The sequence below is a fragment of the Photobacterium sp. ABD4_091 genome (genome assembly GCF_056160145.1).
Genome location: NZ_JBSWWQ010000001.1, coordinates 682649 through 708920, shown reverse-complemented (window position 1 = coordinate 708920; position 26272 = coordinate 682649). Strand labels below are relative to the sequence as shown.

Below are 26272 nucleotides of genomic sequence, written 5' to 3'. Positions count from 1 at the left end.
TTGGTTTGGAAAGGCCTTATTCTGTTGAGGTGGCCTTCTTTTTCGGCCTGAGGGCAAGGACATGCAGCAGGCGCTCGGGTGCCTGGGGCCAGATCAGCGGGCTGGCAACCGGGTTATCTTTGGTGAACCACCCTTCGAAGCGGTCGGTATTGTACTGGTAGAACTCCACCGTGTTGTAGAGCGGAACCGTTACTTGCTGGCTGGCAATGAGTTGGTTGAGTTCCCGGATGATCTGCTGGCGCTGCTGGTTGCTGCTGGCGGTCGGAAACTGTGCCAGCAGCTGGTCGACCTTAGGGTGCTGGTAGAAATGCATCGCATAGCGAGGGTAATGCGGGGCCTGGTAGGTGCTGTTGAACGCCATATCGAAGTATTTGAACGGGGTTGGCCCTTGTGGGTAGTTAGTAATGGCTAACTGGTAGTCGGCATGGGCAAGGCGTTCGTTGAACTCGAGGAAGTCAGCCTGGACAGCCGTTACCTTGATACCGACTTGGCGTAGCATTTCGCTGATCAGCTGGGCGGTAGTATTGAAGTCCGACCAACCGTTGGGGGTAATGATAGTGAGTGCTAGCGGCTTGCCGCCAGGCAAGTCGCGCCAGCCGTCGCCATTGGTATCTGTTACCTTGATACGGTCAAGCAGGTCTTTTGCCAGCATCGGGTTATAGGTGACGTAAGGCAGGTACTTCTCGGTGATCATCGGATCGGCCCATGAGCGGAAGCGCTCACTCATGCCCGAGGCATAGCGAGAAGGCTCCCCCTGGCCGAAAGCGGCGATATCAATCAACAGCTGGCGCTGCAAAGTCATGGATACGGCACGGCGGAATTCAACTTGGTTGAATAGCTCACGGACACCAGGGTCGGCTGCCTTGAAGTTGAACATCAGGCTGACATTGCTGGCGGGTGGTAGCCAATATTTGTAATCGGGCGAGTAGGAGGCGTAATGGCGCTCGATATCCGGGATAAAACTGCCGGTCCAGTCGAATTCACCTTTAGAAATACGCGAGATGAAATCGTCGTTGGTGGTTACTTGCGGGTAGCGTAGGCAGTCGATATGCAGGCTATCGGCTTGCCAATAGACAGGGTTGGCACACTGCAGGTAGCCGTCTTCGTCCAGGGCTTTGATTTCAGTGAACGGGCCAGTGCCCACTGGCTCTGGGTTGGTAAATTGGGCAAAGTCCTCCACCGACTGCCACTGGTGCTGGGGAACGATTGGCAGCAACACCAGCGTGTAGGCAACTAGGGCATTGGGCTTCTTGAGCCTGAAGTACACCTCATTTTTGTTACGTTTTTCGATCGACTCAACCCACTGGCCAATGCCATGTGAGTCAAGTTCTGGATATTTAAGCGCAATAGAAAACGAGAAAATAACATCATCGACACTGAATGATTTCCCATCCGACCAGCTTACCCCTTCTCGAAGCGTAAAACTGATCCCCATTAAATCCTGGTCAAGCTGGTAGGCTGTCGCCAAACGGTATTCTGGCTTGTTGTTTTGCAGCGTATTGAAAATAACCATGGGTTCAAACATGAACTCATGCGTTGTAGGCATGCTGGCATTGGAGAAAGGGTTGAAATTGGCAGTTACCCTATCTTTATACTCCGGGACAACAGTCAGAATTGTTACAGATTGTGGCTGGTTGTCAGATGCATAGCTAGGCGGATAAAACGTGCTAAAAACAAGCAGTAACAAGCATAGGGTAAGGCTTGTCCAGCGTGTTGAAATGGCAGTAATTATTGATTTATCAAACATATAATATCCGGCTATGTATTTTGGCACTTAAATTACCTTAAGCGGTGAAATAGTTCAATGTAGGTAAATTATGGCCATGTTGATGTTTTATTCTTTAAAGTTGACTAGATATTCTGGCTTTGCGCTAGTTAATGAAATGTTGCCAAACTTTATTTCTAGTGATACCGTCGGTAAAAGTGTTCGCAAAACAGGCAATCTTTTGCCTTTTTTTGGTAGCGAGATCTCTCGCATCTGGTGATGCGGTGAAGGGATACTGGTAATTCACGGAGTAACAGGAGTTGGCGCACATGGCAGGTGAAGTGGCGCTTGATGTAAAGGATTTGCATAAGTCTTTTGGCCAGAACGAAGTCTTAAAAGGCATATCGTTAACGGCCCACCGTGGTGATGTAATTTCGATAATCGGCTCTTCCGGTTCGGGGAAGAGTACCTTTCTACGTTGTATCAACCTACTTGAAACACCAACCCAGGGAGAGATCTGGGTTAACGGTGAACTGATTAAAATGAAAAATAATCGACAGGGAGAATTTCTCCCAGTTGATGAAAAACAAGTGCAGCGCATTCGCTCGCGCCTGGCGATGGTATTCCAGGGTTTCAACCTGTGGTCGCATATGACAGTGCTGGGCAATGTTATTGAAGCCCCCGTGCATGTGTTGGGTGTGCCAAAAGCGGAGGCGATTGAGCGAGGCGAGGCATTGCTGAAAAAAGTAGGCCTCTATGAGCGCCGCAATTATTACCCGGGCCACTTATCGGGCGGCCAGCAGCAGCGCGCCGCCATTGCCCGAGCATTGGCAGTGGACCCAGAGGTGATGCTGTTTGATGAGCCTACATCGGCGCTAGACCCGGAGCTGGTTGGTGAAGTACTTGGGGTCATGCAGGATTTGGCCCAGGAAGGCAGGACCATGCTGGTGGTGACCCATGAAATGGCCTTTGCCCGCGATGTGTCCAACCAGGTGATGTTCTTGCACCAGGGGAAAGTGGAAGAGCAGGGCGACCCGGCCAAGCTGTTCTCAAACCCGGAGTCTGAGCGCCTCCAGCAATTTATCTCATCAATATATTAAGTTAGAAAGCTAGCGATCCACGACGACCTGTTTGGGGATGGGAAGTCAGTGCGGGAAGGATCGCCAGCGACATGCAAACAACAGACTAAAAAAGTACAGCAGGAGTAAACAATGAAAAAATGGATTTTGGCGGCAGCCGTTGTAACAGCTTTGGGCACCACAGCCGTACAGGCTAAAGAGTGGAAGACCGTGCGTTTTGGTATTGAAGGTGCTTACCCTCCATTTAGCTGGACCGAGCCTAATGGTGAGCTTCGCGGTTTCGATGTGGATATGGCTAATGCACTCTGTAAAGAGCTGGAAGCCAAGTGCCAGATCGTCGCGCAGGACTGGGACGGGATCATTCCATCACTGCTGGCCCGTAAATACGATGCCATCATTGCCGCAATGTCTATTACCGAAGAGCGTAAGAAGCGTGTCGACTTTACTGGTAAATATGCCCTTATTCCCAACAAGTTTGTTGCCAAGAAAGGAACCGACATCGATTTCACCGAAGACGGCCTGAAAGGTGTCAAAGTGGGCGTTCAGCGTGCGACAACCCATGACAAATACCTGTCCGACAATTTTGCCGGCTCGGTTGAAATTGTTCGCTACGGCTCATTCGATGATGCTTACCTTGACCTGAAAGCCGGCCGTATTGCCACTGTGCTGGGCGATGCTTCTGCTTTGGAAGAAGGCCTACTGAACAAACCAGGCGGTGACGGCTATGAGTTTATCGGCCCATCGCTAACTGATCCTAAATGGTTCGGTGACGGCTTCGGTATCGCAGTGCGCAAGCAAGACAAAGATTTGACCAAGCAGCTTGATGAAGCCATCAAGTCACTCCGCGAGAAAGGTATCTACCAGCAAATCGCCTCGAAGTACTTTGCTTACGATGTTTACGGTGAGTAAGCAGTAGCAACTTTGCTGTGATCCCAGGAGCATCTGCTTTTGGGATCACTCTCCTAAGCAGTAACAAGGAGCTTTCTTTTGATTGATTTGAAAGGTTATGAGTGGTCACTGGTGGAAGGGGCATGGCTCACCCTTCAGGTTGCTCTGCTATCATTGGTGCTGGCGATGGTTTTGGGGATGCTAGGCGCGTTGGCTAAACTATCACCGTACCGCTGGGCAAGGGCGGTTGCTACCTTTTATACCACGGTGATCCGCGGCATCCCTGATCTGGTTTTAATGATGCTGATCTTCTTCGGTGGGCAGATGCTGCTCAACGACAGCCTCTACCGGATCAATGAGTTTCTTAACGGACATTTCTCTTCATCGGATCCTAACCATGAATGGACAGCCTATCTTCCAGATTACGTAGAGATCAGTCCCTTTATTGCCGGGATCCTGACGATTGGGTTTATCTTCGGTGCCTATATGGCCGAGACCTTCCGCGGGGCGATCCTCGCTGTTGACAAAGGCGAGCTTGAAGCAGGCAAGGCATATGGAATGAGTAGCTTCCTCTCTTTCCGCCGCATTCTGCTGCCACAGATGATCCGCCATGCCCTGCCGGGCTTCGGTAATAACTGGCTGGTATTGCTCAAAACCACGGCCTTGGTGTCCGTGATTGGCCTTGATGACATGGTGCGCAAGGGCGCGCTGGCTGCCGGTACAACCCAGATGCCATTTACTTTCTATATGGCGGTCGCGGTTATTTTCCTTCTTTTCACTTCGCTCTCGACCTCGGGTCTTAAGTGGGCGGAGCGTAAATTCAGTATTCACACGAGGTAGCTATGGACTTCAGTATTCTGGCCGACTCGTGGCCGATTTATTGGCAGGGCTTGTACACCACGGTGTGGTTGGTTGCCGCTGCGTTGGTGATTGGCTTGGCGATCGCCATTCCTATCGGGATTGCCCGTAACAGCAAAATGCCACTGGTGTATGGGCCTGCTTGGGCATTTATTTACTTTTTCCGCGGTACCCCGCTGCTGATCCAGCTGTATTTGATTTATTACGGACTGAGCCAGGTAATTGTTGTACAAGGAACGCTTTGGCAGGACGCATGGTTCTGTGCATTGGTGGCCTTTGTGCTCAATACTGCCGCCTACACCGCAGAGATTGTCCGTGGCTCGATCAACAGTATGCCCAAAGGCGAGATAGAGGCGGCTAAGGCGTATGGCATGAGCCCGGCGCAGGCGTTCCGCCGTATTATTCTGCCAAGCTCCCTGCGACGTGCATTGCCGGCTTACAGCAACGAGGTGATTTTCATGCTCCATGGCTCGGCAGTGGCCGGTATCGTCACGATTGTCGATCTCACCGGGGCGGCGAAGATTGTCAATTCCCGCTACTATGCGCCATTTGAGTCTTACCTGTTCGCCGGGATGTTCTACATGGCACTGACATTCATCATCCTGTGGGGCTTCCGTAAGCTTGAAGGGCGCTGGATGCGACACATGCGGCCACTGTCTTAGAGATTGAGTCGCAAAACTCGACACTATTCGATAAAAGAAGCCCAGCCAATTGGCAGGGCTTCTTTTTTACTTGTTATTTGCAATACCAGGTGCCTAAACCGCGATATCGTCGTATAGCGATGTTGCGGTCAGTGCCGCTACCTCGTCTATGTACTGGCGGATACGGGCAGGGAATTTCACACCTTTCACTACGGTCAGGTTACGCAGTGCCGGGAACAGGTTGACATCATCGTAGCTCAACACATTGTTGCGCTCTGATGGCAATTGTAGCCATGTAAGCTTGTCGAAAGTGGCATTGAGCTCGGCCAGGTAATCTTCTGACTTGCTGAAGGCATCGTCGAAATCCTGCTCGATCATCGCGGTTTTGTTCTTGGTAAACCACGCCTTGGCTTCTTCGCACTGGAACTCCGGCAAGTCGACCTTCATCCAGCGCGGGTAGAGCAAGCGGCTGCTATACGGGCGGGCGATATCTGCCCACGCACTGATGTTGTCGTCGTTGCTGCCGGTGGCCAGTACTGGATTGCCATCAAGCGCATCGATATAGGCGGCGATATCCAAGCTTTCGGCCATGTAGCTGCCGTCTTCTTTTTCCAGGATAGGCACCAGGTTGGCACCGACTTTGTCGATACGGGCATCCACATCATGGTTTTGCAGGTAGACCAGTTCGATGTCTGCCTTTTTAAGGCCAGCGACCATCATGGCTTTGATGCAGAATGGGCAGTGATCAAATACAAACAGTTTCATCTTCTTTCCTTGTGAGTCAACGTATGCAATGTATTGCCAGTGAGGGGCATTGCCTGCCACTCACTGGTATAGCTTTGCCTGCTTGGCCTTATTTGAAGGTTGACCAAATAGGCGCATGGTCAGACGGCTTTTCGATACCGCGTAGCTCGTAGTCGATACCGGCTTCGATACAGCGCTCGGCCAGCGAAGGGGTAGCCAGCACCACGTCAATGCGTAGGCCGCGGTTGTCGACAAAGCCTTTCGAGCGGTAGTCAAACCACGAGAACTTATCGTCAACGTCAGGGTGAAGTTGGCGGAAGGTATCGACAAAGCCCCAATCCATCAAGGTCTTGAGCCATTCACGTTCGATAGGCTGGAACGAACATTTACCGGTTTTCAGCCAGCGTTTGGCATTGGCCGGGCCGATACCGATATCTAGATCAATTGGGCTGATGTTGATATCACCCATTACAATCACTTCTTCGTCGTTGTTGTGGTGATCGTTGAGGTAAGCCATCAAGTCGGCATAGAACTTCTCTTTGGCCGGGAACTTGGTTTCGTGGCTGATGTTGTCACCTTGCGGGAAGTAGCCGTTCAGGACGGTGACCTTGCGGCCATCTTCCTGCTCGAAGGTGGCCATGATCATCCGGCGCTGGGCCTCTTCGTCATCGGTTGGGAAGCCTTTTCTTACTTCAACCGGCTCTTGCTTGCACAGCATGGCAACACCATAGTGGGCTTTCTGACCATGGTGGAAAACCTTATAGCCCATGGCCTCGACATCTTCAATTGGGAAAGCTTCGTCGTGGACTTTGATTTCCTGCAGGCCAATGACATCTGGCTGATGTTTGTCGATCAAAGCTTGCAGTTGGTGAAGGCGAGCGCGAAGGCCGTTGATGTTGAAGGAAATGACTTTCATTGATTTTGGTGTCCTTGATAGTAAAGGCTTCTTTGGCAAAAACTGCTTTAATCTATCGATGTTACCACCATTTAATGCAAATGGGCGGGTGTATGTGTGACAAAGTACATTTGTTAGCCATATCGATATTTGGCTTGGTTTCATGCGGGGATTAGGGATATTCGTTGACAGGGAGTAACGGAGACATCCAAGTTAACCTCCCAAAGGTTATGCTTAACCTTTGGAAGTATTGTGGAGGGTGTTTAGCCTTGGGAGCTAGTTACTTTCACCGTCTGTATTTTCTGTTTCTGGCATTTCTGGTTCCTCAGCGCCTTCCGTTTCGGCTGGGATATCTGAACCTTCAGTGACCTCCATGACTTCAGCACTCTCCTCTACTTCGGGGGCTGATGCTGGTGGTGCTGGTTCACCACACCCGGTCAGCAGTGATGCCAAGAATATAAAAAGGCCAATAGTCAGTTTGTTCAACATATACATCGTCCTCTCGCAGGGAAGGCTTTGGGTTTATCACCCGTGTGGTTTTTAAGATTAGTGCACTAACTGACAACTTGCTCAGGTCGAAGAAAAACTAAGCCGTGTGGAGTCTAACAAGTTTATCCCAGAACACCACTTGCTGTTGCTGGTAAGGCACTAATTACCCAAGCCGGGAAACCTCGTCTAAGCTCAAGCTGTCTAATCGTATTTTGGCGGAACATGAGGTGGAGTCATGGGGATTATATCTTGGATCATTCTTGGGCTCATTGCGGGTGCGCTGGCGAAGTGGCTGATGCCAGGGGATGACGGCGGCGGCTGGATTGCGACAATGGGGCTAGGCATTGCCGGCGCTTTTGTTGGCGGCTGGGTGGGTTCATTCATTGGCCTAGGTGCCGCGACCGGGGTGAACTTCGGTAGCTTGGTGACGGCAACATTCGGTGCGTTGATTTTGTTGTTTGTGTATAACCGCTTCATACGCAAATAAGCGTTTTGAGCCAATTCGCCAAGTTGTTCAAGGAACTTGATGATCTTGTTCGGTTTGTGCCCCCGGACTTCTGTCAAGCCGCTACCTATAATCGATGCATAGTCAATGAAGGTGCAATGAAGGTTAAAGCGAGGAGTGGCTGATGGGTAAGTTAGTGAAGGGTGTGTGGCACGACGTCTGGTATGACACCGAAAACAACAAGGGTGAGTTTGTCCGCGAGGATGCAGGTTTTAGGAACTGGCTTACTGCAGATGGCAGTGCGGGACCCAATGGCGAAACTGGCTTCAAGGCAGAATCAGGCCGTTATCACCTTTATGTGTCGCTGGCTTGCCCATGGGCTCACCGCACCCTTATTTTCAGGGCGCTTAAGGGCCTGGCTCCGCACATTGATGTTACCGTTGTCAGCCCAGATATGCGCAGCAAAGGTTGGGAGTTCTCGCAGCCTGAACCGCTTTATGGTTTCGAATGCCTGCATCAAATCTACACCAAGGCCAAGAATGATTACACCGGTAGGGTGACAGTACCTGTTTTATGGGATAAGAAAACCCAAACCATTGTCAGCAATGAATCATCCGAGATAATCCGGATGTTCAACAGCGCGTTCAATGACATTACGGGCGATCAGCAAGATTTTTACCCTACGGCGCTTCGCCAAGAGATAGAGCAATGGAATGAGTTCATCTACCCCAATATCAACAATGGGGTATACCGCTGCGGCTTCGCGACGACTCAAGAGGCCTATGAAGAGGCTTTTGATAACCTTTTCAATGCACTAGATAAGCTGGATAACCATTTGGCGACCAGCCGTTACTTGGTTGGAAACCGGCTGACAGAAGCAGATTGGCGCCTATTTACGACGCTGGTACGTTTTGATGCGGTGTATGTTGGCCATTTCAAATGTAACCTTAAGCGCATTGCTGACTACCCTCATATCCAGGGGTATCTCAAAGAGCTTTACCAGTTCCCGGCAGTGGCAGAAACGGTCGACATGTACCATATCAAACGCCATTACTACTTTAGCCACGATATGATCAACCCTACGGGTATCGTGCCAAAGGGGCCAGAGCTGGATTTGCTAACCCCGCATGGGCGTGAAAAATTGAGCTAGCTGCGCATTACCGCCAGATCTACTCAGTATCACCCAGTGTTTTCTGCTTCAAGGAAACGCTGGGTTTGTTTTTTGTAGGTAAGTGCAACCCGATGTTGGTGCGGTGACGCCTTCTTGCTGGTCATCCCTTCTAGAACCTGTTTTCTCCAGCGCTCCAAATCTCCGGGGAGCGGCATGGAACTGATTGCTTTCATACTGTTCTTGATATCTGCCTCGCTACCGATGTTAAGTTCCAACATACACTGCAGATAACCAAGATTCGCTTCGCTGCACAGCGGGTACTCTTGGACAATCCCCTGGTAACGAACGAAGGCTTGCTGCGGTGAGGCCTTTAAGATGTCATAAGCTTCTTCCAGTTGACCTTCAAGTTGCTTTATCCGCTCAGCAAGGTGAGTTTGCTGTTTGATATCGTTTAGTCGGTTTTGGCTGTGGCCGTCGAAACGGTTGCGTTTATCGATTGCCTGCATGCAAGTATTGATGAGCTGGGTTTCGCCAAAGTGCACCAGCAATGGCAGGGTATCTGCGATAACTACTGACGGCAGCTTGGGTATCTTATTAAAAAACTGGGAGAGCCCCAGCAACATCCTCCGCTTGGCCTTCAATGGCTGCGCGTTACCCAGCAGCAGCCTGCTCATGACGATATGGCTGTATGATGTCAGGAAAGGCTCTTGAGCAGCCATGACCCTAGAGTGGGCTCGATTGTTGATTCGCTGAAGCTCGGCTTTCAGTCGCTGGCGGTTGGCCAGAGAGGTTTGAGTGAAATACAACTGCTCAAATATTGCCATGTATTCAGCCAGGCAGATGATCCAGTCGACATCAATGATCGGCAGGTGGTTAGCCAGGCTATTTCCCGCCTTGATAACTTGGTCGCTGCGATCGAGATCGGCGGCTAACTGGGCAACCTTGAGCGCACGGTGGCTAATGCTGGGGGTGAGTTTTAGCGCTTTTTGCGCGGACTCCAAGGCATCATAGTAAGCTTTGTCTTGTTCTTGAAAGATAGCCAGATAGTCATATAACTCGATGTGCAGTGGCGATTGCTGAAGTTGGCATTCCAGTATATGAATTGCTGCCTTGAGCTGGTTATTGTGCTGGAGGATTTTTGCCAGGGTCAGGCTGAGTTTTGGCGATGGATGGTGTTTCTTTAAAATATTGGCGTACTTTTCGGCTTGGAGCCACTGCCCATCCTCGATCAGCAAATCTAATAACAAGCCTTCAAGCTTGTAGTGGTAACCGGCATGCATTAGCTGCGTTTTGCATACGGAGATAGCTTGATTGCGATCTTGGTTGATGAGTGCTTTGTAGACCGGCGTTCGTAGCGCGCATTCGTGAAGGGTCGCAGTTAGTTTTGTTCTGACCATTTCGGCGGTGATAGGCTTGGCCATAAAGCTGTCTGGTTCAACCGACATGCTGGTGAGGATCACTTCTGCCGAGTGGTCGCCGGATATCATGATGATACCGCAGTAGGGGGAAATCAGCTTTTTCCGCCGTAACAGATTGATGAGCTCTGTGCCTGTTAGCGGGCCTTCAAGGTGATAGTCAATCAGCAGAAGATCAAAGACGTTGTGCTCGCAGTGTTGCAGGGCCTGTTGGTGGTCAAGGGCAGTATCAACATGAGTAAGACCAATTTGCATCAAAATAGACTTAAGCATGGTGGTAGCCAGTCTTTGGTCGTCGACAATCAAGGCTTTCACTGTATGCAGGGGCAGTGTTTGGGTCTTTGGCTGGCTTTGATTATTTTGCATTTCCCTATTCCAAACCATATGCTACTGATTGAATCATAGGCATGTATTAGCGATTTAGCCAAATTTGGACGGCAGGTTTGTGATTTGAAAGCGAAATTATGAATGCCTTTACGGCACAGGCAAAACAATAGAAATGGAAAAAAGGTATGAAAAAAGCCAGTAGCTTGCGCTACTGGCTTGGAAAGATGGTGGAGGGGGACGGATTCGAACCATCGAAGGCGGAGCCGGCAGATTTACAGTCTGCTCCCTTTGGCCACTCGGGAACCCCTCCACGGGGTGTTGCAATTTGTATTGGCTTTTTCAGCCAGAAAACCGCTAATGCCGTTTTCAGTAATGATGGTGGAGGGGGACGGATTCGAACCATCGAAGGCGGAGCCGGCAGATTTACAGTCTGCTCCCTTTGGCCACTCGGGAACCCCTCCACGGGGTGTTGCAATTTGTGTTGGCTTTTTCAGCCAGAAAACCGCTAATGCCGTTTTCAGTAATGATGGTGGAGGGGGACGGATTCGAACCATCGAAGGCGGAGCCGGCAGATTTACAGTCTGCTCCCTTTGGCCACTCGGGAACCCCTCCACGGGGTGTTGCAATTTGTGTTGGCTTTTTCAGCCAGAAAACCGCTAATGCCGTTTTCAGTAATGATGGTGGAGGGGGACGGATTCGAACCATCGAAGGCGGAGCCGGCAGATTTACAGTCTGCTCCCTTTGGCCACTCGGGAACCCCTCCACGGGGTGTTGCAATTTGTGTTGGCTTTTTCAGCCAGAAAACCGCTAATGCCGTTTTCAGTAATGATGGTGGAGGGGGACGGATTCGAACCATCGAAGGCGGAGCCGGCAGATTTACAGTCTGCTCCCTTTGGCCACTCGGGAACCCCTCCACGGGGTGTTGCAATTTGTGTTGGCTTTTTCAGCCAGAAAACCGCTAATGCCGTTTTCAGTAATGATGGTGGAGGGGGACGGATTCGAACCATCGAAGGCGGAGCCGGCAGATTTACAGTCTGCTCCCTTTGGCCACTCGGGAACCCCTCCACGGGGTGTTGCAATTTGTGTTGGCTTTTTCAGCCAGAAAACCGCTAATGCCGTTTTCAGTAATGATGGTGGAGGGGGACGGATTCGAACCATCGAAGGCGGAGCCGGCAGATTTACAGTCTGCTCCCTTTGGCCACTCGGGAACCCCTCCACAGGGTTCTGGGTGCTAGGAGTTATCTCAACTAGCGGAAAGACGTACCTTACACAAGTCAGGAACACCTTTCAAGAATAATGGTGGAGGGGGACGGATTCGAACCATCGAAGGCGGAGCCGGCAGATTTACAGTCTGCTCCCTTTGGCCACTCGGGAACCCCTCCACAAGTGCGGAGCGCATATTAGCAAACCGAGATGTTCTGTAAACCCTTTTCCTCACTATTTGTGTCTGCTTGCTGCTATTTTCATCATATTGTTGATTGTGATGGCGTTATCGCTTCTTTTTGCAATGAATAAGCCATATTGGTAAATGTGACATTGCTTTTCTTTACACTTCTTTACCCCCCTCAAGCCCCTGTTCAGATATCATGCATGCAGTTTATAAAAAATGGATTCAACAATGAAAAAGGTCCTTGTTGCGGCATTGGTGACTGCCGCGCTAACAGGTAGCGGTTATTTCTACTTCCAGAGCCAGTCAGTGGCAGCCGAACAGCCGGGCGGCCGCTCGGCACGTGAGATCCCGGTGACGCTCGGTGAAGTCAGTGCCCATCCTGTAGCCCAGTCTCTGTCTTTAGTTGGCAAGCTTGAGGCGCAGCGCTCGGTTAATGTGGCGACCCAGGTCGCGGCCCGTGTCGAGCAAATTGCGATCGGGGTAAATAGCAAGGTCGAAAAAGGCGCACTGTTGGTTCAGCTTGATGATGCCAAGCCGAAGGCGGCTTATGCCGAAGCGCAAGCCTATTTGAATGACGAAAAGCGTAAATACAACGAATACCAAAAGCTGGTAAGTCGTGGTGCAATTACCCAAACCGAATTGGATGCCCAGCTTGCCAGTGTCAATATTGCCGATGCCCGGCTTAAGGCCGCAAAAGCTGATATGGATGACCACGCAATCCGAGCACCATTTAGCGGTACGGTGGGTTTGGTGGACTTCAGCGAAGGCCATATGCTGACGGTGGGTAGCGAGCTGTTCTCACTTGATGACCTCTCAAGCATGCGTTTGGATATCCAGGTACCTGAGCAGTACCTGTCATTCCTGCGTGAAGGCATGACGGTAGAAGCTACCAGCCAGGCGTGGCAAGGCCGTTCATTCAGCGGGGAAATCAAAGCGATTGATTCCCGAGTCCAAGCTGATTCCCTCAATATCCGTGTCCGCGTCGTGTTTGATAACAAGGAAGGCTTGCTCAAGCCGGGCATGCTGATGGCGGCCAATATTGGTTTTGCACCGCAGGATGCCGCCGTGATCCCGGTACAAGCCCTAGAGTACTCAGGTACCAAACGTTTCGTTTACTTGGTTGATGAAGCGGGTAAAGCCCACCGCACAGAAGTCCACCTAGGAGCCCGTGTTGAGAATGAAGTGGTGATTGAGTCAGGGATTGGTATTGGCGATCGCATCGTAGTCCAGGGATTGGTCAATATGCGCGATGGCGTGCAGGTGAATGACATCATGGCACAGAAAGCCAATGGTGCGCCTAAGCAACAAGGCCCAACTGGAGATGAAGTTTAATGTGGTTATCTGATGTATCGGTAAAGCGTCCGGTTGTCGCTATCGTTCTCAGCTTGCTGTTGGTGGTATTTGGCTTGGTGTCATTCTCCAAGCTTTCCGTCCGTGAAATGCCGGATGTCGAAAACCCGGTAGTAACGGTATCAACCAGCTATTCCGGGGCTTCGGCCACCATTATGGAAAGCCGGATCACGACGGTGCTCGAAGATCAGCTCTCTGGGATCAGCGGTATCGAGAGCATAACTTCCACTACCCGCAACGGCTCGTCGCGAATTACGATTGAATTCGAGCTAGGCTGGAACCTCACCGAAGGCGTCAGTGATGTGCGGGATGCAGTATCGCGTGCCCAGCGCCGCCTGCCGGATGAAGCTGATGATCCTGTGGTATCGAAAGACAATGGGTCGGGCGAGCCTGCAGTGTACATCAACCTTACTTCGAGCGTGATGGACCGTACCCAGCTGACTGATTATGCCGAGCGTGTTCTGATGGACCGATTCAGCCTGATCAACGGCGTGAGCTCTGTCAACCTCAGTGGTGCCTTGTACCGGGTCATGTACGTCAAGCTGATGCCTGACCAAATGGCTGGCCGTGGTGTAACGACGAATGACATCGTTAGTGCCCTGAAGTTGGAGAACGTTGAGCTGCCTGGCGGCGAGGTGCGTAATGACACCACCACCATGTCGGTCCGTACCGCGCGTTTGTACCAGGATGCGTCAGACTTTGATTACCTTGTTGTGCGCACTGCCGAAGATGGTTCGCCTATTTACCTTAAAGACGTTGCCGAGGTCGGTATTGGTGCACAGAACGAAAATGCGACCTTCAAAAATAACGGCATCTCAAACCTGAGCCTGGGTATGGTCACTATGACCGATGCTAACCCGCTCAATGTATCCAAGGCGGTATACGAAGAAGTTGAGCGAATGCAGCGCTTCTTGCCGGAGGGAACCGAGCTGTATGTCGACTATGACTCGACGATCTTTATCGACCGCTCGATACAGGAAGTATATAGCACACTGTTTGTGACCGGCTTGCTGGTTGTATTGGTGCTCTATATCTTCATCGGTCAGGCGCGGGCGACTTTGATCCCGGCGGTAACGGTACCGGTATCCTTGATTTCTGCCTTTATGGTGGCCTACTTCTTGGGCTTCTCTATTAACTTATTGACGCTGATGGCATTGATCCTTGCTATCGGTCTGGTGGTCGATGACGCCATCGTGGTGGTGGAAAATATCTATCACCATATCGAGCGCGGCGAACCGCCTTTGCTGGCAGCTTATAAAGGGACCCGCGAAGTCGGCTTTGCGGTTGTTGCAACCACAGTTGTACTGGTGATGGTATTCCTGCCGATTTCCTTTATGGACGGCATGGTCGGCCCGCTATTTACCGAGTTTGCGGTACTGCTGGCGATGGCGGTGATCTTCTCGTCGATTATTGCCCTGACGTTAAGCCCGGTGCTGGGCAGTAAGCTACTTAAAGCCAATGTGAAGCCAAGCAAGTTCAACATCTGGGTTGACCGTATGTTTGGTCGCCTGGAAGCGGGATACCGGAAAGTGGTCACGGTCTCTGTCCGTTACCGTTATGGTGCCCCGTTTATCGTATTGGCATTCGTTGGCCTCAGCGTTGTACTGATGAAAACTGTGCCATCGCAACTTGCGCCGCAAGAAGACCGCGGGGTTATCTTTGCCTTTGTTAAAGGTGCGGAAGGGACCAGTTACAACCGTATGGTTGGTAACATCGAAGAGGTGGAAGAGCGCCTGCTGCCAATGGTTGGTCAGGGCGTGATCAAATCAGTCTCTATCCAAACCCCTGCCTTTGGCGGTCGTGCCGGAGACCAGACAGGCTTTGTGATCATGCAGCTGGAGAACTGGGAAGATCGCGATGTTTCCGCTGCCGACGCACTGGATACTGTGCGTAAAAAACTGCAGGGTATCCCGGATGTCCGAGTGTGGCCGTTTATGCCGGGTTTCCGAGGTGGTTCCTCTGAGCCTATCCAGTTCGTGCTAAACGGTGCGGATTATAGCGAGCTTTTCCAGTGGGCCAGCAAGCTGAAAGACCTTGCCGATGATAACCCGATGATGGAAGGTGCGGATCTGGATTACGCAGAAACGACCCCTGAGTTGGTGGTGTCGGTTAACCGCGAGCGTGCGGCAGAGCTGGGCATTCCGGTTAATGATATTGCCGAAACCTTGGAAATCATGCTGGGTGGCCGCAGCGAAACGACCTTTATCGACCGCGGTGAAGAATACGATGTATACCTGCGGGGCGATGAGAACAGCTTCAATAATGCCTCTGATCTCAGCCAGATTTATGTGCGTACCCGCACCGGCCAGTTGATCACGTTGGAATCTTTGGCTGAAGTGGAAGAAGTGGCCTCAGCACAGCGCCTGAGCCATAACCAGAAGCAGAAATCGATCACCCTGAAAGCCAACTTGGTTCCGGGCTATACCCTAGGCCAGGCACTGGACTTCTTGGATGAGCAAGCACTGTCGATGCTGCCGAGTGATATTGTGATTGATTACGCGGGCGAGTCGAAGGACTTTCGTGAAAACCAGAGCAGTATCCTATTGGTGTTCGGCCTGGCATTGCTGGTTGCCTACCTGGTTCTGGCAGCACAGTTCGAAAGCTTCATTAACCCGATGGTGGTAATGCTGACGGTACCAATGGGAATCTTCGGTGGTTTGGCTGGCCTAATGATTATGGATCAGAGCCTTAATATCTTCAGCCAGATCGGGATGATCATGCTGATAGGTATGGTCACCAAGAACGGTATCTTGATTGTCGAGTTTGCCAACCAGTTGCGCGACAAAGGCGTACCGTTTGAGCAGGCGATTATCGATGCCTCTGAGCGCCGCTTGCGTCCAATCCTGATGACGGCATTTACGACCCTGTTCGGTTCGGTGCCGCTGATCCTCTCGACAGGTGCAGGTTCCGAGGGGCGTATCGCAGTAGGTGTTGTGGTGTTCTTCGGTATGGCGTTTGCGACCTTCGTGACCCTGATTGTCATTCCGGCGATGTATCGCCTGATGGCTGCCAATACTAAATCGCCAGGCTATGTGGCTGAGCAGTTAGAAAAAGCACTGGCCAAGGACGATAACCTGAAGGTGGGGCCGACAGGCGAACCGCTCTCGGAGTAACATCTCTCGCTTCATAAATGCCACCGCTTGGTTAACTCCTATCAATTAAGATGTTTGGAGCGAACCACATAGCGGGTTTTACTGATACGAACGGTCCTTGATTTGGGCCGTTTTTTTCGTTCCGGCAAAATATAACGTTTCACTCTTTCCCGCATTGCCCTTAACTTCTTGGGTATTGAACCGGGCGATGCGATTGCACACCACATTAGTTCATCCTGGATATCCCTCAACGCCATCATGAAACTGATCCGTAAAGGCGACACTTTAGCTTCTTTTGCTATCCTGCTTATTTCCAACCGGACTAGGTTATAAGCAATTAAAATGCCCCAGATCTCCTGCTCAACACCTTCGATTGATTGACTACGGAGTAGGATCTCATCTTCAAGCATGTCATGCTTTATCTCCCCATAACTGTTTTCGATTTCCCATCGTTCGAAGTAAACATCAAGTAAGGATTGCAGGTCATATTTTTTGTCTGTTAGGGACGTCAAAACCCCTTTTATATGATTGGGTTGCTCTTTTTCTGGATAAAGCGCAAGCCTAGCTTGCCACTTTTCAGGCAGATGAGGATCTTTTTTGCGAGCGTGTTGAGAAACATTCATTTCGACTATCAAGTCACGCCCGTCTTCATCTAACTGCTCTATGATTGTGTACTTTGTATTGGATTTTATGGGGGTCATCCAGTGGCTAGAACCATGTTGGTTTTGCCAGTTAATCATTAACTCCGCACCTAAATAACATCGGTCGAAAATAGTAAGAGAGTTGGCCGTTGCAGAGGAAATGAGTTGCTTGGCGTAGCTTTCTTCACCGTTGTAGCTAGGGCCAAAAGCGACATTATGGATTAGGCGACTTCGAAGGGAGCAAAGTGCACATAGCCTTACAACTGGGTATTCAGTATGGCGTGTTTTACTGTGCTTAACGTATTGAAAATGCTCTGCAAGAGCTGGGGTATCGTGGGTTCTAAATTGCGTACCATCAACAGAGAAAAGCTTTAATCCGAACCATGTATCATCACTATCTTCTGTTTGTGCCCAATGTTGTGCAGTTAATGTAAATAAAGCTTCGAGAGGCTTAGCCGTTAACCGTTTTCTTGCTTGGGGGATCGCACTTGGAGCAATGGATTCACCTAGAGAACTGGAAAGCTTCAGATCTAACTTATCAAGTACATCGGTAATCGGTCTATCGCGGTATAAACCAATCCCGACAACGAGCCAGACCACAAGCTCAGCCGGTAACTTCCGTCGCCTCAAGCTTGCTTTATTGGTGTCATCGAGTGCCTGCTGAATCCACTCAAGCGGCAACTCTTTCTGAAACAAAGAGAGTGAGTCAGGTGAAGCAAAATCATCAACATCTATAAGCCAATGTGCCAACATAAAAAATACCCCCAAACTTAATGTCTGGGGGTATTTTCACTCAACCGTAGGATCATTCAACTGATCAATGGCTTAACTGATCGGTGTTAACCGCTTGGTGGCATTTTTTTATTTCCTTTCCCATGATGCTGGGCTGTTGCTAGAATACCCGGCCATAATTATGTCGTGACTAACCTTGATCGCGTTGTGAAACGCGCAGTATAGAAGAAAACTATGTCTCAAAATCAGCCTAACAAGAGTGCTGCCAATGGCGAGCAGGCCAAAGCAGTTCGACTTAACAAATTTATCAGTGATACAGGCTATTGCTCACGCCGTGAGGCGGACAAGCTTATTGATCAAGGAAGGGTGACCATCAACGGTCAGGAGCCTGAGATGGGCGTCAAAGTCATGCCGGGTGATGAAGTATTGGTGGATGACAAGCCACTTCGTGCCAAAGAGCAGCCAATTTATATTGCATTGAATAAGCCGGCCGGTATTACCTGTACCACCGAGCGCCACATTAAAGACAACATCGTTGACTTTATCGGCCACCGCAAGCGTATCTTCCCGATTGGCCGCTTGGATAAGCCTTCTGACGGTCTGATTTTCCTGACCAATGATGGCGATATCGTCAACAAGATTTTGCGTGCTGGTAACTCGCACGAGAAAGAGTATGTGGTGCGTGTCGACAAGCCAATTACTCAGGAGTTTATCGATAAGATGGCTTCTGGGGTTGAGATCCTCGATACCGTGACCCTGCCGTGCAAGGTCACCAAGGAAACCAACTACTCGTTCCGTATTGTGCTGACCCAAGGTCTGAACCGCCAAATCCGCCGTATGTGTGAAGCGCTGGGCTACGATGTATTCAAGCTTCGCCGAGTGCGTATTATGAACGTCAGTATTGATGGCCTGCCAAACGGCAAATGGCGTTACCTGACCGATGCGGAAATTGCTGAAATCAATAGCTTGATTGCTGACTCGAGCAAGACGGAAGAGGCATCTAAAGTCGACGGCCAGGGCCAGAGCATCAAGAAAGCGACGGATGCCAAGCTGTTTGATAGCCGCCAGCAGGCCAAGCAAGATGGCGAAGGCAAAATCAAGTACAAGACTTACCAAGGCAAGGGCGAGCCGAACCGCCGCCGTGGTGGTGAGCGCAGTGATCGTGATGATCGCGCCTCACAAGGCCGCGGACAAGGTCGTGGCCAAGGTAAAGGTCGCCAGGACGAACGCAGAAGTCCGCGCCCGGGCCGTGGTGTCCAGCCGGGTCACCGCCGCAATCAGCGTGATGATGAAGCGCCACGCACGCGTAACAGTTCAGGATCTCGCAACAGCAGTGGTGGCTCAAGCCGAATCCAAAAGTGGAAGTCACCGAAGGGTGAATAATTCACGACTAGCCTGATTGGTTACCCCAAAAGCGGACTCATGCGGTCCGCTTTTTTGTATCTGCTCTGTGGCTAAAATTTCTGTCACATTCGCTCTTGCAATCCCGTCAGCGAATTTGCACTATTGTACTCATTGACGAAAACACCCAATAACCGAGATATCACTTGGCCGGCCTTGCCGACAATGTTGGTTAAACGCCCTTGGTTGGTTATATGCCCCTAGCGGCGGTAAAGCGGTAAGAATTCACAGAGGAAGTAATGGCAGGCAATACTATTGGACAACAATTTCGCGTCACCACGTTTGGTGAGAGTCATGGTCTGGCGCTAGGCTGTATTATAGATGGCTGCCCACCGGGACTGCAGCTGACCGAAGCAGATATGCAGCATGACTTGGACCGTCGTCGCCCTGGAACGTCGAAATATACCACCCAGCGTCGTGAACCGGACGAGGTTAAAATCCTCTCTGGGGTGTTTGAAGGCCAAACGACCGGCACCTCTATCGGCTTGCTGATTGAAAATACCGATCAGCGCTCAAAAGATTACTCGAGCATTAAAGACTTGTTCCGTCCGGGCCATGCTGATTATACCTACCACCAGAAGTACGGCATCCGTGATTACCGTGGCGGTGGTCGCTCTTCTGCCCGTGAAACAGCAATGCGCGTTGCCGCTGGCGCCGTAGCCAAGAAGTACCTTAAGCAGGTGCACGGTATCGAAGTACGTGCTTACCTTTCGCAGATGGGTGACGTTAAGATTGATAAAGTCGATTGGGAGCAGGTCGAGCAAAATGCTTTCTTCTGTCCGGATGCCGATAAAGTGGAAGCGTTCGACGAGCTGATCCGTAAGCTGAAGAAAGAAGGTGACTCTATCGGAGCCAAGCTGACAGTGGTTGCAAACAATGTCCCTGTTGGTTTGGGTGAGCCAGTATTCGACCGCCTTGACGCTGATATTGCCCACTCGCTAATGAGTATCAATGCCGTGAAAGGGGTGGAAATCGGTGATGGCTTTGATGTCGTTGAGCAGCGTGGTAGCGAGCACCGTGATGCGATGACGCTGGAAGGCTTTAAGTCTAATCACGCTGGTGGCATCCTGGGCGGTATCTCATCGGGCCAGGATATTGTGGCGCACATTGCCCTCAAGCCAACCTCTAGTATTACCGTGCCGGGCGAGACAATCACAAGGCAGGGTGAAACCGCTGAAGTGATCACCAAAGGCCGCCACGACCCATGTGTTGGTATCCGTGCAGTGCCAATTGCCGAGGCTATGCTTGCGATCACCCTGATGGATCACCTGTTGCGTCACCGCGGCCAGAATGCTGATGTGATGACGGAAACACCAAAGATTTAATCTGTTTTCAGTTTCATCAAGATGTAAAAAAGCGAGGAAATGTCCTCGCTTTTTTGTGTTCCGTTCGTTCCGTAATATACCCAAGCTACTTCAAGATGCAGGTTCAGCACCTTGAGGTAACTTGGGTATATATCTAACTATTTGGTGCGTCTAGCTTCTCCTTAACAGCTTCAAGTTCTTCTAATCGGAAGACAGGCAAGCTCCAGCCAAACTGTACGGCGGCAACTCGAATCGCGAAACCTACAATTAGCGTTGCGATAGTGACGATGGTCTCTTCCACGCCCAAATAGAGCAAGCCGTAGTACATGCCACCCGCAATGAAGGCAACTGATGCGTAAAACTCTTTTTGCAGCACCAGTGGCGGGCGGCGGGTGATCATATCTCTCAGTAGGCCACCAAATACCCCTGTCACAACTGCAGCTACTAGGCAGATTAGTGGGGACAGCCCCATATCCATCGCTACGCGGCAACCGATAATGCTAAAGACAATTAGCCCCAGTGAGTCAAGCAGCACAAATACCTTATGGAAGCGAACCACCTGTGGTGCCACCATGGTGGTAAAAAGCCCTGCCAGGCAAGTGATCGCTAAATACTGAGGGTTCGCTACCCAACCCAGCGGGTAGTGGCCTAGCAACACATCACGCACCGTACCGCCACCGATCGCCGTGGCACTGGCAACAAGCATGACACCAAACCAGTCCATATGGCGTTTACCCGCCGCTAAAGCCCCTGTCATGGCTTCCGCGGTGATCCCGATGATGTAGAGAGTTGTTAATAGCATGATTTTAATCGATGTAAATGAGAATACTTGAAAGAGGTTGCGATTTTATGCCTTGTTTTTACTGGCGTCTAATGAAATGAATTTCGTAATGCATGAATACAGTTCATGTATAAAAGAGTGGAAGGAGAAGATCCTGGTTCCTAGATCCTAGGAGAAGCGGGAAGAGCAAGAAGAGCAGGGTAAAAGCGATCCTGGTTCCTAGATCCTAGGAGAAGCGGGAAGAGCAAGAAGAGCGGGGGAAAGCGAGCCTGGTTCCTAGATCCTAGGAGAAGCGGGAAGAGCAAGAAGAGCGGGGTAAAAGCGATCCTAGTTTCTTGAACCTAGGAGGAGCAGGAGCTAGCTCCAAGGGTGCTAGTAATGTGACATAGACGAAGCCATATAAAAAAGAGTGCCACATGGGCACTCTTGATGAGCTCTTTTAGCCTTTAGCCTTTAGCCTTAGAACTTGTAGTTCGCCTGAACACCTACTAGCCATACGTTGCCAGTGGTTTCGCCAGCGAAGCTCGCGATTGGCATGCCATCAACATCCAGGCTTTCATTCATAGAAGCATCTTTAGCGAAGATGTAGGTAAAGCCGGCGTCGAAGCTCAATGCGTCAGACCACTGGTAACCCGCACCTAGGCTCAGCCATAGGCGGTCAGTTTCAGGGATCGTTTGGGTACGGTGTTCGCTGCTCACTGCCGAAGTATCGTAAGCCACACCGGTACGCACTGCCAATTTATTGGTGTACTGGTACGTAGCACCCAGAGCGATACGGTAGTTGTCTTCCCAGTTCTCTTCTTTGATCAGATCTGGTGTTGAGCTGATAGATGGGATGTTAGCTTCAAGCTTGTCGAAGCTGCTCCAGTCTGTCCAGTTGAAGCTAGCGTGCATTGCTAGTTTGTCAGTTAGCTGGTGGAAGCTGGCAATCTCAGCGGTTGCCGGCAGGGTCAGTGCCATGTTACCCGCGTATTTACTGCCAAAAGCAGAGCCGGTCGCGATATCGTAGTAAGCACCAGAGGCTTCGCCTTTTAGCTTGAGATCAACAGCAGAGCGATAGTTCACACCAATGCGGTTTGCATCGTTGATCTGCCAAGCGGCACCTAGCTGCCAGCCCCAGGCAGAGTCGTCGCCTTCCATGTATTTAAGATCTGCCCCTTGGGCTTTGCCTATAAGGTTATCAATGTCAGCATTGCCTGTTTGCGGCAGGTTGTTAGGAATAGCAGCGCCAAAGTGGCCTTCGCCCATTACGTAGCGTACACCCGCACCAACGCTGAATTGTTCATTAATCTTGTAGGCAATGTTAGGGTTAATTTCTACCGACATGATATTGGCTTGGTTACCAAAGATAGTACCCAGGAAATCACCGTTAAGCTCTGTTTCCATACCGTAGTTGGTGGCCAGCGCAAGGCCAACCGCCCACTGCTCATTGACGCGGTGTGAAATGTAGAAATTCGGGATCACCGCAGAATGGGCAATGTCATTGGCTTTAGTTGTTGCCACTTTGTGGCCAAGCAGGCTGACATCACCCTCAACATCGATGTTTGGATCAACATAGATAGCACCAACTGAAACCTGGGTACCTTCAAGGTAGGTCATCATTGCCGGGTTGCGGAATTGGGCGCTGGCATTGTCTGCCATTGCCGCTTCACCGGCAAACGCGCGGCCAAGGCCGGTTGCTGAATATTCGGCAAGCTGGAAGCCCGCTGCCATAGTGCTGGTGCTGAAACCAAGTGTTAACGCTGCTGCTAGCGAAAGAGTAATTTTGTTTTTGTTCATCAGTCTAATATGTTCGCTGAAATTCAATGGAGCGAATCATACGCCTTAGAGTAAAAGCTTTAAGTTTTTCTTGTGATGATTAACTCAATAGGATGAAAGTATCGTTAGTTTTGTATTTTATGGAGTTTAATCTGGTAGCTATTGTTCAAAATATTCTGGTCGGATGAGTTTTCAGCGTACATATGTATCTGAATAGCTACATTTCAGCGACGGGGTGTTCACTCAGTTTGGCGAGTTACGGCAATGTTTTGAAAGGGGAGTTGGCAGCAATAGGTAGATCAGTCAGTTATAAAGGGTACAAAAAAGGAGCCATCAGGCTCCTTTTCTTAAACGGTAATACTTTTGTTCGCTGAATTAGAACGAACGGCTGTACTGGATACCGTATAGCCATGCGTTAGCACGAGTTGTTGCTGTAACAGTTGATACAGGAATTGGAACGCCATCAACCATGGTTGATTCTGATGCGTTTACATCTTTACCAACTAGGTAAGTCACACCAAAGTCGATGTTAGACTTGCTGTCGATGTGGTAAGTGAAACCGCCCGAGAACCAGTTACGGTCTGAGTCAGGAACCGAGATAGAGGTTCTCTCATCTTGGGCACTGGTGTCATACATGTAACCGGCACGAAGTGTCCAGTCGTTGTTCAGGTAGTAAGTACCACCGATTGCGTAGTGCCAACCATCCTGCCACTCGTAAGTGTTCAGTACATCACCACCTGTGGTATTCAGATCTTCAAATGCGCTCCAGCCAATCCACTGCACGCTATAGTGAACCGCAAACTGCTGGTTCAAACGGTGGTAACCAGAGAATTCTGCCATATCAGGCAGAGCAATATTCAGTTTGTCACCACTAATATCTGGGTTGCCGCTTTTTGCGCCAGCATAGAACATGTCGCCATCAACTTCTAGCTCTGGGCTGTAGCGGTAAGAAAGACCAAAACGATTATTTTCGTTCAGCTCATACACCGTACCGATGTTCCAACCAAAGCCAACACCATCAGCATCAACATCAACAAGAGTACCACCAGGAGCAGGTGATAAAGTTGAGTTAGAGCGTTTTAGTTCGCCAGAACCGTAGATGATGTCCAAGCCACCACCGACACTCCACTGCTCGTTGATGCGGTATGATGCCGCTAGCGCGAAGTTGATGCTCTTCACATCTGTCAGGCCGCCGTACTCGTTAGCAGCAAAGTCATCGCTGAATTCTGTTTTGGTACCAAAGTTCGAGTAGATACCACCACCTAGCGTCCATTGATCATTGATCGGGTGGATGTAGTAGATGTTAGGAACAGGTGAAACGTCACCTACAGACTGAGATGGTAAATCTGTTGGCTGATTGCCTGATGGTAGGTTCGTATAAGTGATGTTTTTAACTTCGATATCCGTATCAACAGCATTGATACCCAGAGAAATAGCTGGCGCATCAAATAGAGACATAGCAGCAGCATTACGAGCCATTGCAGATGCGTTATCGGCGATAACCGCATCACCGGCAAATGCACGGCCAAGGCCCGTTGCAGATTGTGCGTTCAGCTGGAAGCCAGCTGCCATTGCTTGTTGTGAAGCCATCGTGATCGCAACTGCAACCAGTGACTTTGTAAACAGACGCTTCTTGTTCATATTTATAGTTATTCCTAATTTATATATAACTTTTTTATCTGCCTCTTTGTGCAGATTGCGCAAGATTGTATGGTTGGTTGGGATTTGATCAAATCTGACCAGTTGGCAACCTCTTGATTGTTAGCGCTTGGTTAACAATCAGCTAACGAGTGTATGGTAAAACTGGTAGGAGGAGGGAGCAAAAAAGTTAAAATATGCAACGGAGCTAACATTTTATAATCGGTATACTTATTCCAAATAAAAGCCCCGAAAGCATTAGGCGGGCTTATGCTTTTGGGGCTTTGATATGTAAAATGTAAATAAGTGTTATATTTCCCAGTTCAGCTCACTGCTGAGGCTTTTGGCGACGGGCGACACGTCTTGCCCTTTATCACCGACAACGATAAGGCTGGCATTTTGTACCGGCATTACCACGCCTTGCATGTTCGACCCCTCAAACTGGGTCATATCCGATGATTGCTGTTCGGGCACGACAAACACCGTGACTTTGCCATCGGGCGTCCCCATGACCATGTGAAGCGCAAACTTATCGCCAAATCCACAATGATTAACGTAATAAATATGCCCGGGCACTTCGTTGAAACTGGATCCAAACGGTGTCAGTTTGGCATTAACTTGGCTGAGGGTGACCGACTCATCGATATTGGCTACAAAGCCTGCTTCGTGTTTAACATGCTCCATCGCTATCTGTGCAATTTCCAAATGGTGGTTATCTGGAGCTACGCCTTGATTGAACTGCCCGACAAAGATGCCGAAGACAAAGGCCACGGAGGCTGCCATCGCGATTAATGAGCGTGGCTTCCAGCTTTTTGAGCTTGGCTGGCCGGATTGATGGAACAGGATACGGTCTGCCAGATCGTCCGGCACATCCACTTTCAATGCCTGCTCTAGTTTACTGTCTAGCTGCTGCAGTTCGTCGGATAGCTTACGGTTGGTAATAGACGCATTGCGTGCTTCAGCCATGTCTTGGCTGTTGTCAAAAGGATCAGCCAAGAGTCGGCGACGGAATTCTAGATCATCCATTTTGCTGCCCCCTCCGGTCGGTGTGTTTTTCGAGCTGCTCTTTGAGTTGGTTTCTGGCGCGGAACAAGCGCGTCATTACGGTATTGCGGTTGAGGCCAAGGATATCGGCAATTTCATCCCCACTGAATCCTGCCATCACCTGCAATACTAACGGTTCCCTGTATTCCGGAGCCAGCTTCATTATCTGCTTGCGTAGCATTTGTTGCTCCAAGTCACTTTCGTTGCCATTTTGCTGGGTATCGGCAATGGCATAGTCATCGATATCGACCAAATCAAGCTGCTTGCGTTCGAAGCGACGGGCATTCTCCCGGCGCAGGATCGTAATCAACCATGATTTGGCGGCTTTATCATCTTGAAGGCTATCGAGGGAGCGCCATGCCCGCAAACAGGTTTCCTGAACCAAGTCCTCCGCGATATGGGGGTCGTGGCACAACCAATATGCGTAGCGGTAGAGATCCCGATGCCAGGCCCTTACAAGGGCTTCGTATCGTCTTTGCTTATTCATATCCACAGAGACCGAGGCATCAGGCTTTTTCTTTCGAAAAAATGACTTAATCATAAA

The 26272-nt window shown here is 50.2% G+C and carries 21 protein-coding genes and 8 tRNA genes; 10 read left to right on the top strand and 19 right to left on the bottom strand.

What is annotated here, in order from left to right; genetic code table 11:
* Positions 1–16: 16 nt before the first annotated feature.
* Positions 17–1747 (bottom strand): ABC transporter substrate-binding protein, encoded by a 1731-nt coding sequence (locus ACXAGQ_RS02990; RefSeq protein ID WP_475251694.1) that lies wholly within the window; start codon positions 1745–1747, stop codon positions 17–19.
* Positions 1748–2034: 287 nt separating this feature from the next.
* Between ACXAGQ_RS02990 and ACXAGQ_RS02985 the strand changes: the two genes are divergently transcribed.
* The 4 genes from ACXAGQ_RS02985 (at position 2035) to ACXAGQ_RS02970 (ending at position 5192) form a co-directional block, all read left to right on the top strand.
* Positions 2035–2805 (top strand): ABC transporter ATP-binding protein, encoded by a 771-nt coding sequence (locus ACXAGQ_RS02985; protein ID WP_475251692.1) that lies wholly within the window; start codon positions 2035–2037, stop codon positions 2803–2805.
* 111 nt (positions 2806–2916) lie between these two features.
* The gene (locus ACXAGQ_RS02980) at positions 2917–3693 is read left to right on the top strand and encodes an ABC transporter substrate-binding protein (RefSeq protein ID WP_475251690.1); all 777 of its coding nucleotides are present in this window, start codon (positions 2917–2919) and stop codon (positions 3691–3693) included.
* 78 nt (positions 3694–3771) lie between these two features.
* Positions 3772–4512 carry an ABC transporter permease gene (locus ACXAGQ_RS02975; protein WP_475251688.1) on the top strand — a complete coding sequence of 247 codons (741 nt, stop codon included), beginning with the start codon at positions 3772–3774 and terminating at the stop codon, positions 4510–4512.
* A 2-nt stretch (positions 4513–4514) separates the two neighbouring features.
* The gene (locus tag ACXAGQ_RS02970; protein WP_475251686.1) at positions 4515–5192 is read left to right on the top strand and encodes an ABC transporter permease; all 678 of its coding nucleotides are present in this window, start codon (positions 4515–4517) and stop codon (positions 5190–5192) included.
* Positions 5193–5285: 93 nt separating this feature from the next.
* On the opposite strand, the gene grxB is transcribed toward ACXAGQ_RS02970, so the two are convergent.
* From grxB to ACXAGQ_RS02955, 3 genes are all read right to left on the bottom strand, one after another.
* Positions 5286–5936 carry a glutaredoxin 2 gene (grxB, locus tag ACXAGQ_RS02965; RefSeq protein WP_475251684.1) on the bottom strand — a complete coding sequence of 217 codons (651 nt, stop codon included), beginning with the start codon at positions 5934–5936 and terminating at the stop codon, positions 5286–5288.
* Between the two features lie 88 nt (positions 5937–6024).
* The gene (xthA, locus tag ACXAGQ_RS02960) at positions 6025–6831 is read right to left on the bottom strand and encodes an exodeoxyribonuclease III (protein ID WP_475251682.1); all 807 of its coding nucleotides are present in this window, start codon (positions 6829–6831) and stop codon (positions 6025–6027) included.
* Between the two features lie 255 nt (positions 6832–7086).
* Positions 7087–7299 carry a hypothetical protein gene (locus tag ACXAGQ_RS02955; protein WP_475251680.1) on the bottom strand — a complete coding sequence of 71 codons (213 nt, stop codon included), beginning with the start codon at positions 7297–7299 and terminating at the stop codon, positions 7087–7089.
* A 235-nt stretch (positions 7300–7534) separates the two neighbouring features.
* Between ACXAGQ_RS02955 and ACXAGQ_RS02950 the strand changes: the two genes are divergently transcribed.
* Together ACXAGQ_RS02950 and ACXAGQ_RS02945 are read left to right on the top strand one after the other, a co-directional pair.
* Positions 7535–7786 carry a GlsB/YeaQ/YmgE family stress response membrane protein gene (locus ACXAGQ_RS02950; protein ID WP_475251678.1) on the top strand — a complete coding sequence of 84 codons (252 nt, stop codon included), beginning with the start codon at positions 7535–7537 and terminating at the stop codon, positions 7784–7786.
* A gap of 142 nt (positions 7787–7928) precedes the next feature.
* Positions 7929–8894, top strand: coding sequence for a glutathione S-transferase family protein (locus ACXAGQ_RS02945; RefSeq protein WP_475251676.1), 966 nt, complete (start codon positions 7929–7931; stop codon positions 8892–8894).
* Positions 8895–8923: 29 nt separating this feature from the next.
* Here ACXAGQ_RS02945 and ACXAGQ_RS02940 read toward each other — a convergent pair whose 3' ends face one another.
* From ACXAGQ_RS02940 to ACXAGQ_RS02900, 9 genes are all read right to left on the bottom strand, one after another.
* Positions 8924–10636 carry a response regulator gene (locus ACXAGQ_RS02940; protein WP_475251674.1) on the bottom strand — a complete coding sequence of 571 codons (1713 nt, stop codon included), beginning with the start codon at positions 10634–10636 and terminating at the stop codon, positions 8924–8926.
* A gap of 186 nt (positions 10637–10822) precedes the next feature.
* Positions 10823–10907, bottom strand: a tRNA-Tyr gene (locus tag ACXAGQ_RS02935).
* 66 nt (positions 10908–10973) lie between these two features.
* Positions 10974–11058: transfer RNA gene (locus tag ACXAGQ_RS02930), tRNA-Tyr, on the bottom strand.
* Positions 11059–11124: 66 nt separating this feature from the next.
* Positions 11125–11209, bottom strand: a tRNA-Tyr gene (locus tag ACXAGQ_RS02925).
* A gap of 66 nt (positions 11210–11275) precedes the next feature.
* Positions 11276–11360: transfer RNA gene (locus ACXAGQ_RS02920), tRNA-Tyr, on the bottom strand.
* Positions 11361–11426: 66 nt separating this feature from the next.
* Positions 11427–11511 (bottom strand) — tRNA-Tyr (locus ACXAGQ_RS02915).
* Positions 11512–11577: 66 nt separating this feature from the next.
* A tRNA-Tyr gene (locus tag ACXAGQ_RS02910) sits at positions 11578–11662 on the bottom strand.
* A 66-nt stretch (positions 11663–11728) separates the two neighbouring features.
* Positions 11729–11813, bottom strand: a tRNA-Tyr gene (locus ACXAGQ_RS02905).
* Between the two features lie 81 nt (positions 11814–11894).
* Positions 11895–11979 (bottom strand) — tRNA-Tyr (locus ACXAGQ_RS02900).
* A 236-nt stretch (positions 11980–12215) separates the two neighbouring features.
* Here ACXAGQ_RS02900 and ACXAGQ_RS02895 point away from each other — a divergent pair.
* Positions 12216–13319, top strand: coding sequence for an efflux RND transporter periplasmic adaptor subunit (locus ACXAGQ_RS02895; RefSeq protein ID WP_475251672.1), 1104 nt, complete (start codon positions 12216–12218; stop codon positions 13317–13319).
* Positions 13319–16450, top strand: a complete 3132-nt coding sequence (locus ACXAGQ_RS02890) for a multidrug efflux RND transporter permease subunit (protein ID WP_475251670.1) — start codon at positions 13319–13321, stop codon at positions 16448–16450. Before ACXAGQ_RS02895 ends, ACXAGQ_RS02890 begins: the two co-directional genes overlap by 1 nt.
* Positions 16451–16491: 41 nt before the next feature.
* Here ACXAGQ_RS02890 and ACXAGQ_RS02885 read toward each other — a convergent pair whose 3' ends face one another.
* The gene (locus ACXAGQ_RS02885; protein ID WP_475251668.1) at positions 16492–17823 is read right to left on the bottom strand and encodes an IS4 family transposase; all 1332 of its coding nucleotides are present in this window, start codon (positions 17821–17823) and stop codon (positions 16492–16494) included.
* 213 nt (positions 17824–18036) lie between these two features.
* Here ACXAGQ_RS02885 and rluF point away from each other — a divergent pair, with 213 nt between their 5' ends.
* Both rluF and aroC read left to right on the top strand, forming a co-directional pair.
* The gene (gene rluF, locus ACXAGQ_RS02880; RefSeq protein ID WP_475251667.1) at positions 18037–19185 is read left to right on the top strand and encodes a 23S rRNA pseudouridine(2604) synthase RluF; all 1149 of its coding nucleotides are present in this window, start codon (positions 18037–18039) and stop codon (positions 19183–19185) included.
* 257 nt (positions 19186–19442) lie between these two features.
* Positions 19443–20528 carry a chorismate synthase gene (gene aroC / locus ACXAGQ_RS02875; protein ID WP_475251665.1) on the top strand — a complete coding sequence of 362 codons (1086 nt, stop codon included), beginning with the start codon at positions 19443–19445 and terminating at the stop codon, positions 20526–20528.
* A gap of 133 nt (positions 20529–20661) precedes the next feature.
* Here aroC and ACXAGQ_RS02870 read toward each other — a convergent pair whose 3' ends face one another.
* The 5 genes from ACXAGQ_RS02870 to ACXAGQ_RS02850 all read right to left on the bottom strand — a co-directional run bounded on the left by ACXAGQ_RS02870 (position 20662) and on the right by ACXAGQ_RS02850 (position 26269).
* Positions 20662–21309 carry a trimeric intracellular cation channel family protein gene (locus tag ACXAGQ_RS02870; protein ID WP_475251663.1) on the bottom strand — a complete coding sequence of 216 codons (648 nt, stop codon included), beginning with the start codon at positions 21307–21309 and terminating at the stop codon, positions 20662–20664.
* A 438-nt stretch (positions 21310–21747) separates the two neighbouring features.
* Entirely contained in the window at positions 21748–23067 is a 1320-nt protein-coding gene (locus ACXAGQ_RS02865; protein WP_475251661.1) for an outer membrane protein transport protein, read from the bottom strand.
* 354 nt (positions 23068–23421) lie between these two features.
* Positions 23422–24687 carry an outer membrane protein transport protein gene (locus ACXAGQ_RS02860; RefSeq protein ID WP_475251659.1) on the bottom strand — a complete coding sequence of 422 codons (1266 nt, stop codon included), beginning with the start codon at positions 24685–24687 and terminating at the stop codon, positions 23422–23424.
* A gap of 306 nt (positions 24688–24993) precedes the next feature.
* Positions 24994–25710, bottom strand: a complete 717-nt coding sequence (locus tag ACXAGQ_RS02855) for a DUF3379 domain-containing protein (RefSeq protein WP_475251657.1) — start codon at positions 25708–25710, stop codon at positions 24994–24996.
* Positions 25703–26269, bottom strand: coding sequence for a sigma-70 family RNA polymerase sigma factor (locus ACXAGQ_RS02850; RefSeq protein WP_107300734.1), 567 nt, complete (start codon positions 26267–26269; stop codon positions 25703–25705). Before ACXAGQ_RS02850 ends, ACXAGQ_RS02855 begins: the two co-directional genes overlap by 8 nt.
* Between the last annotated feature and the right edge of the window lie 3 nt (positions 26270–26272).

Excerpts from the sequence above, each read along its gene's own strand:
- ACXAGQ_RS02990 (WP_475251694.1), bottom strand. The coding sequence starts at position 1,747 with ATGTTTGATAAATCAATAATTACTGCCATTTCAACACGCTGGACAAGC.
- ACXAGQ_RS02985 (WP_475251692.1), top strand. The coding sequence starts at position 2,035 with ATGGCAGGTGAAGTGGCGCTTGATGTAAAGGATTTGCATAAGTCTTTT.
- ACXAGQ_RS02980 (WP_475251690.1), top strand. The coding sequence starts at position 2,917 with ATGAAAAAATGGATTTTGGCGGCAGCCGTTGTAACAGCTTTGGGCACC.
- ACXAGQ_RS02970 (WP_475251686.1), top strand. The coding sequence starts at position 4,515 with ATGGACTTCAGTATTCTGGCCGACTCGTGGCCGATTTATTGGCAGGGC.
- grxB (WP_475251684.1), bottom strand. The coding sequence starts at position 5,936 with ATGAAACTGTTTGTATTTGATCACTGCCCATTCTGCATCAAAGCCATG.
- xthA (WP_475251682.1), bottom strand. The coding sequence starts at position 6,831 with ATGAAAGTCATTTCCTTCAACATCAACGGCCTTCGCGCTCGCCTTCAC.
- ACXAGQ_RS02955 (WP_475251680.1), bottom strand. The coding sequence starts at position 7,299 with ATGTTGAACAAACTGACTATTGGCCTTTTTATATTCTTGGCATCACTG.
- ACXAGQ_RS02950 (WP_475251678.1), top strand. The coding sequence starts at position 7,535 with ATGGGGATTATATCTTGGATCATTCTTGGGCTCATTGCGGGTGCGCTG.
- ACXAGQ_RS02945 (WP_475251676.1), top strand. The coding sequence starts at position 7,929 with ATGGGTAAGTTAGTGAAGGGTGTGTGGCACGACGTCTGGTATGACACC.
- ACXAGQ_RS02940 (WP_475251674.1), bottom strand. The coding sequence starts at position 10,636 with ATGCAAAATAATCAAAGCCAGCCAAAGACCCAAACACTGCCCCTGCAT.
- ACXAGQ_RS02895 (WP_475251672.1), top strand. The coding sequence starts at position 12,216 with ATGAAAAAGGTCCTTGTTGCGGCATTGGTGACTGCCGCGCTAACAGGT.
- ACXAGQ_RS02890 (WP_475251670.1), top strand. The coding sequence starts at position 13,319 with ATGTGGTTATCTGATGTATCGGTAAAGCGTCCGGTTGTCGCTATCGTT.
- ACXAGQ_RS02885 (WP_475251668.1), bottom strand. The coding sequence starts at position 17,823 with ATGTTGGCACATTGGCTTATAGATGTTGATGATTTTGCTTCACCTGAC.
- rluF (WP_475251667.1), top strand. The coding sequence starts at position 18,037 with ATGTCTCAAAATCAGCCTAACAAGAGTGCTGCCAATGGCGAGCAGGCC.
- aroC (WP_475251665.1), top strand. The coding sequence starts at position 19,443 with ATGGCAGGCAATACTATTGGACAACAATTTCGCGTCACCACGTTTGGT.
- ACXAGQ_RS02870 (WP_475251663.1), bottom strand. The coding sequence starts at position 21,309 with ATGCTATTAACAACTCTCTACATCATCGGGATCACCGCGGAAGCCATG.
- ACXAGQ_RS02865 (WP_475251661.1), bottom strand. The coding sequence starts at position 23,067 with ATGAACAAAAACAAAATTACTCTTTCGCTAGCAGCAGCGTTAACACTT.
- ACXAGQ_RS02860 (WP_475251659.1), bottom strand. The coding sequence starts at position 24,687 with ATGAACAAGAAGCGTCTGTTTACAAAGTCACTGGTTGCAGTTGCGATC.
- ACXAGQ_RS02855 (WP_475251657.1), bottom strand. The coding sequence starts at position 25,710 with ATGGATGATCTAGAATTCCGTCGCCGACTCTTGGCTGATCCTTTTGAC.
- ACXAGQ_RS02850 (WP_107300734.1), bottom strand. The coding sequence starts at position 26,269 with ATGATTAAGTCATTTTTTCGAAAGAAAAAGCCTGATGCCTCGGTCTCT.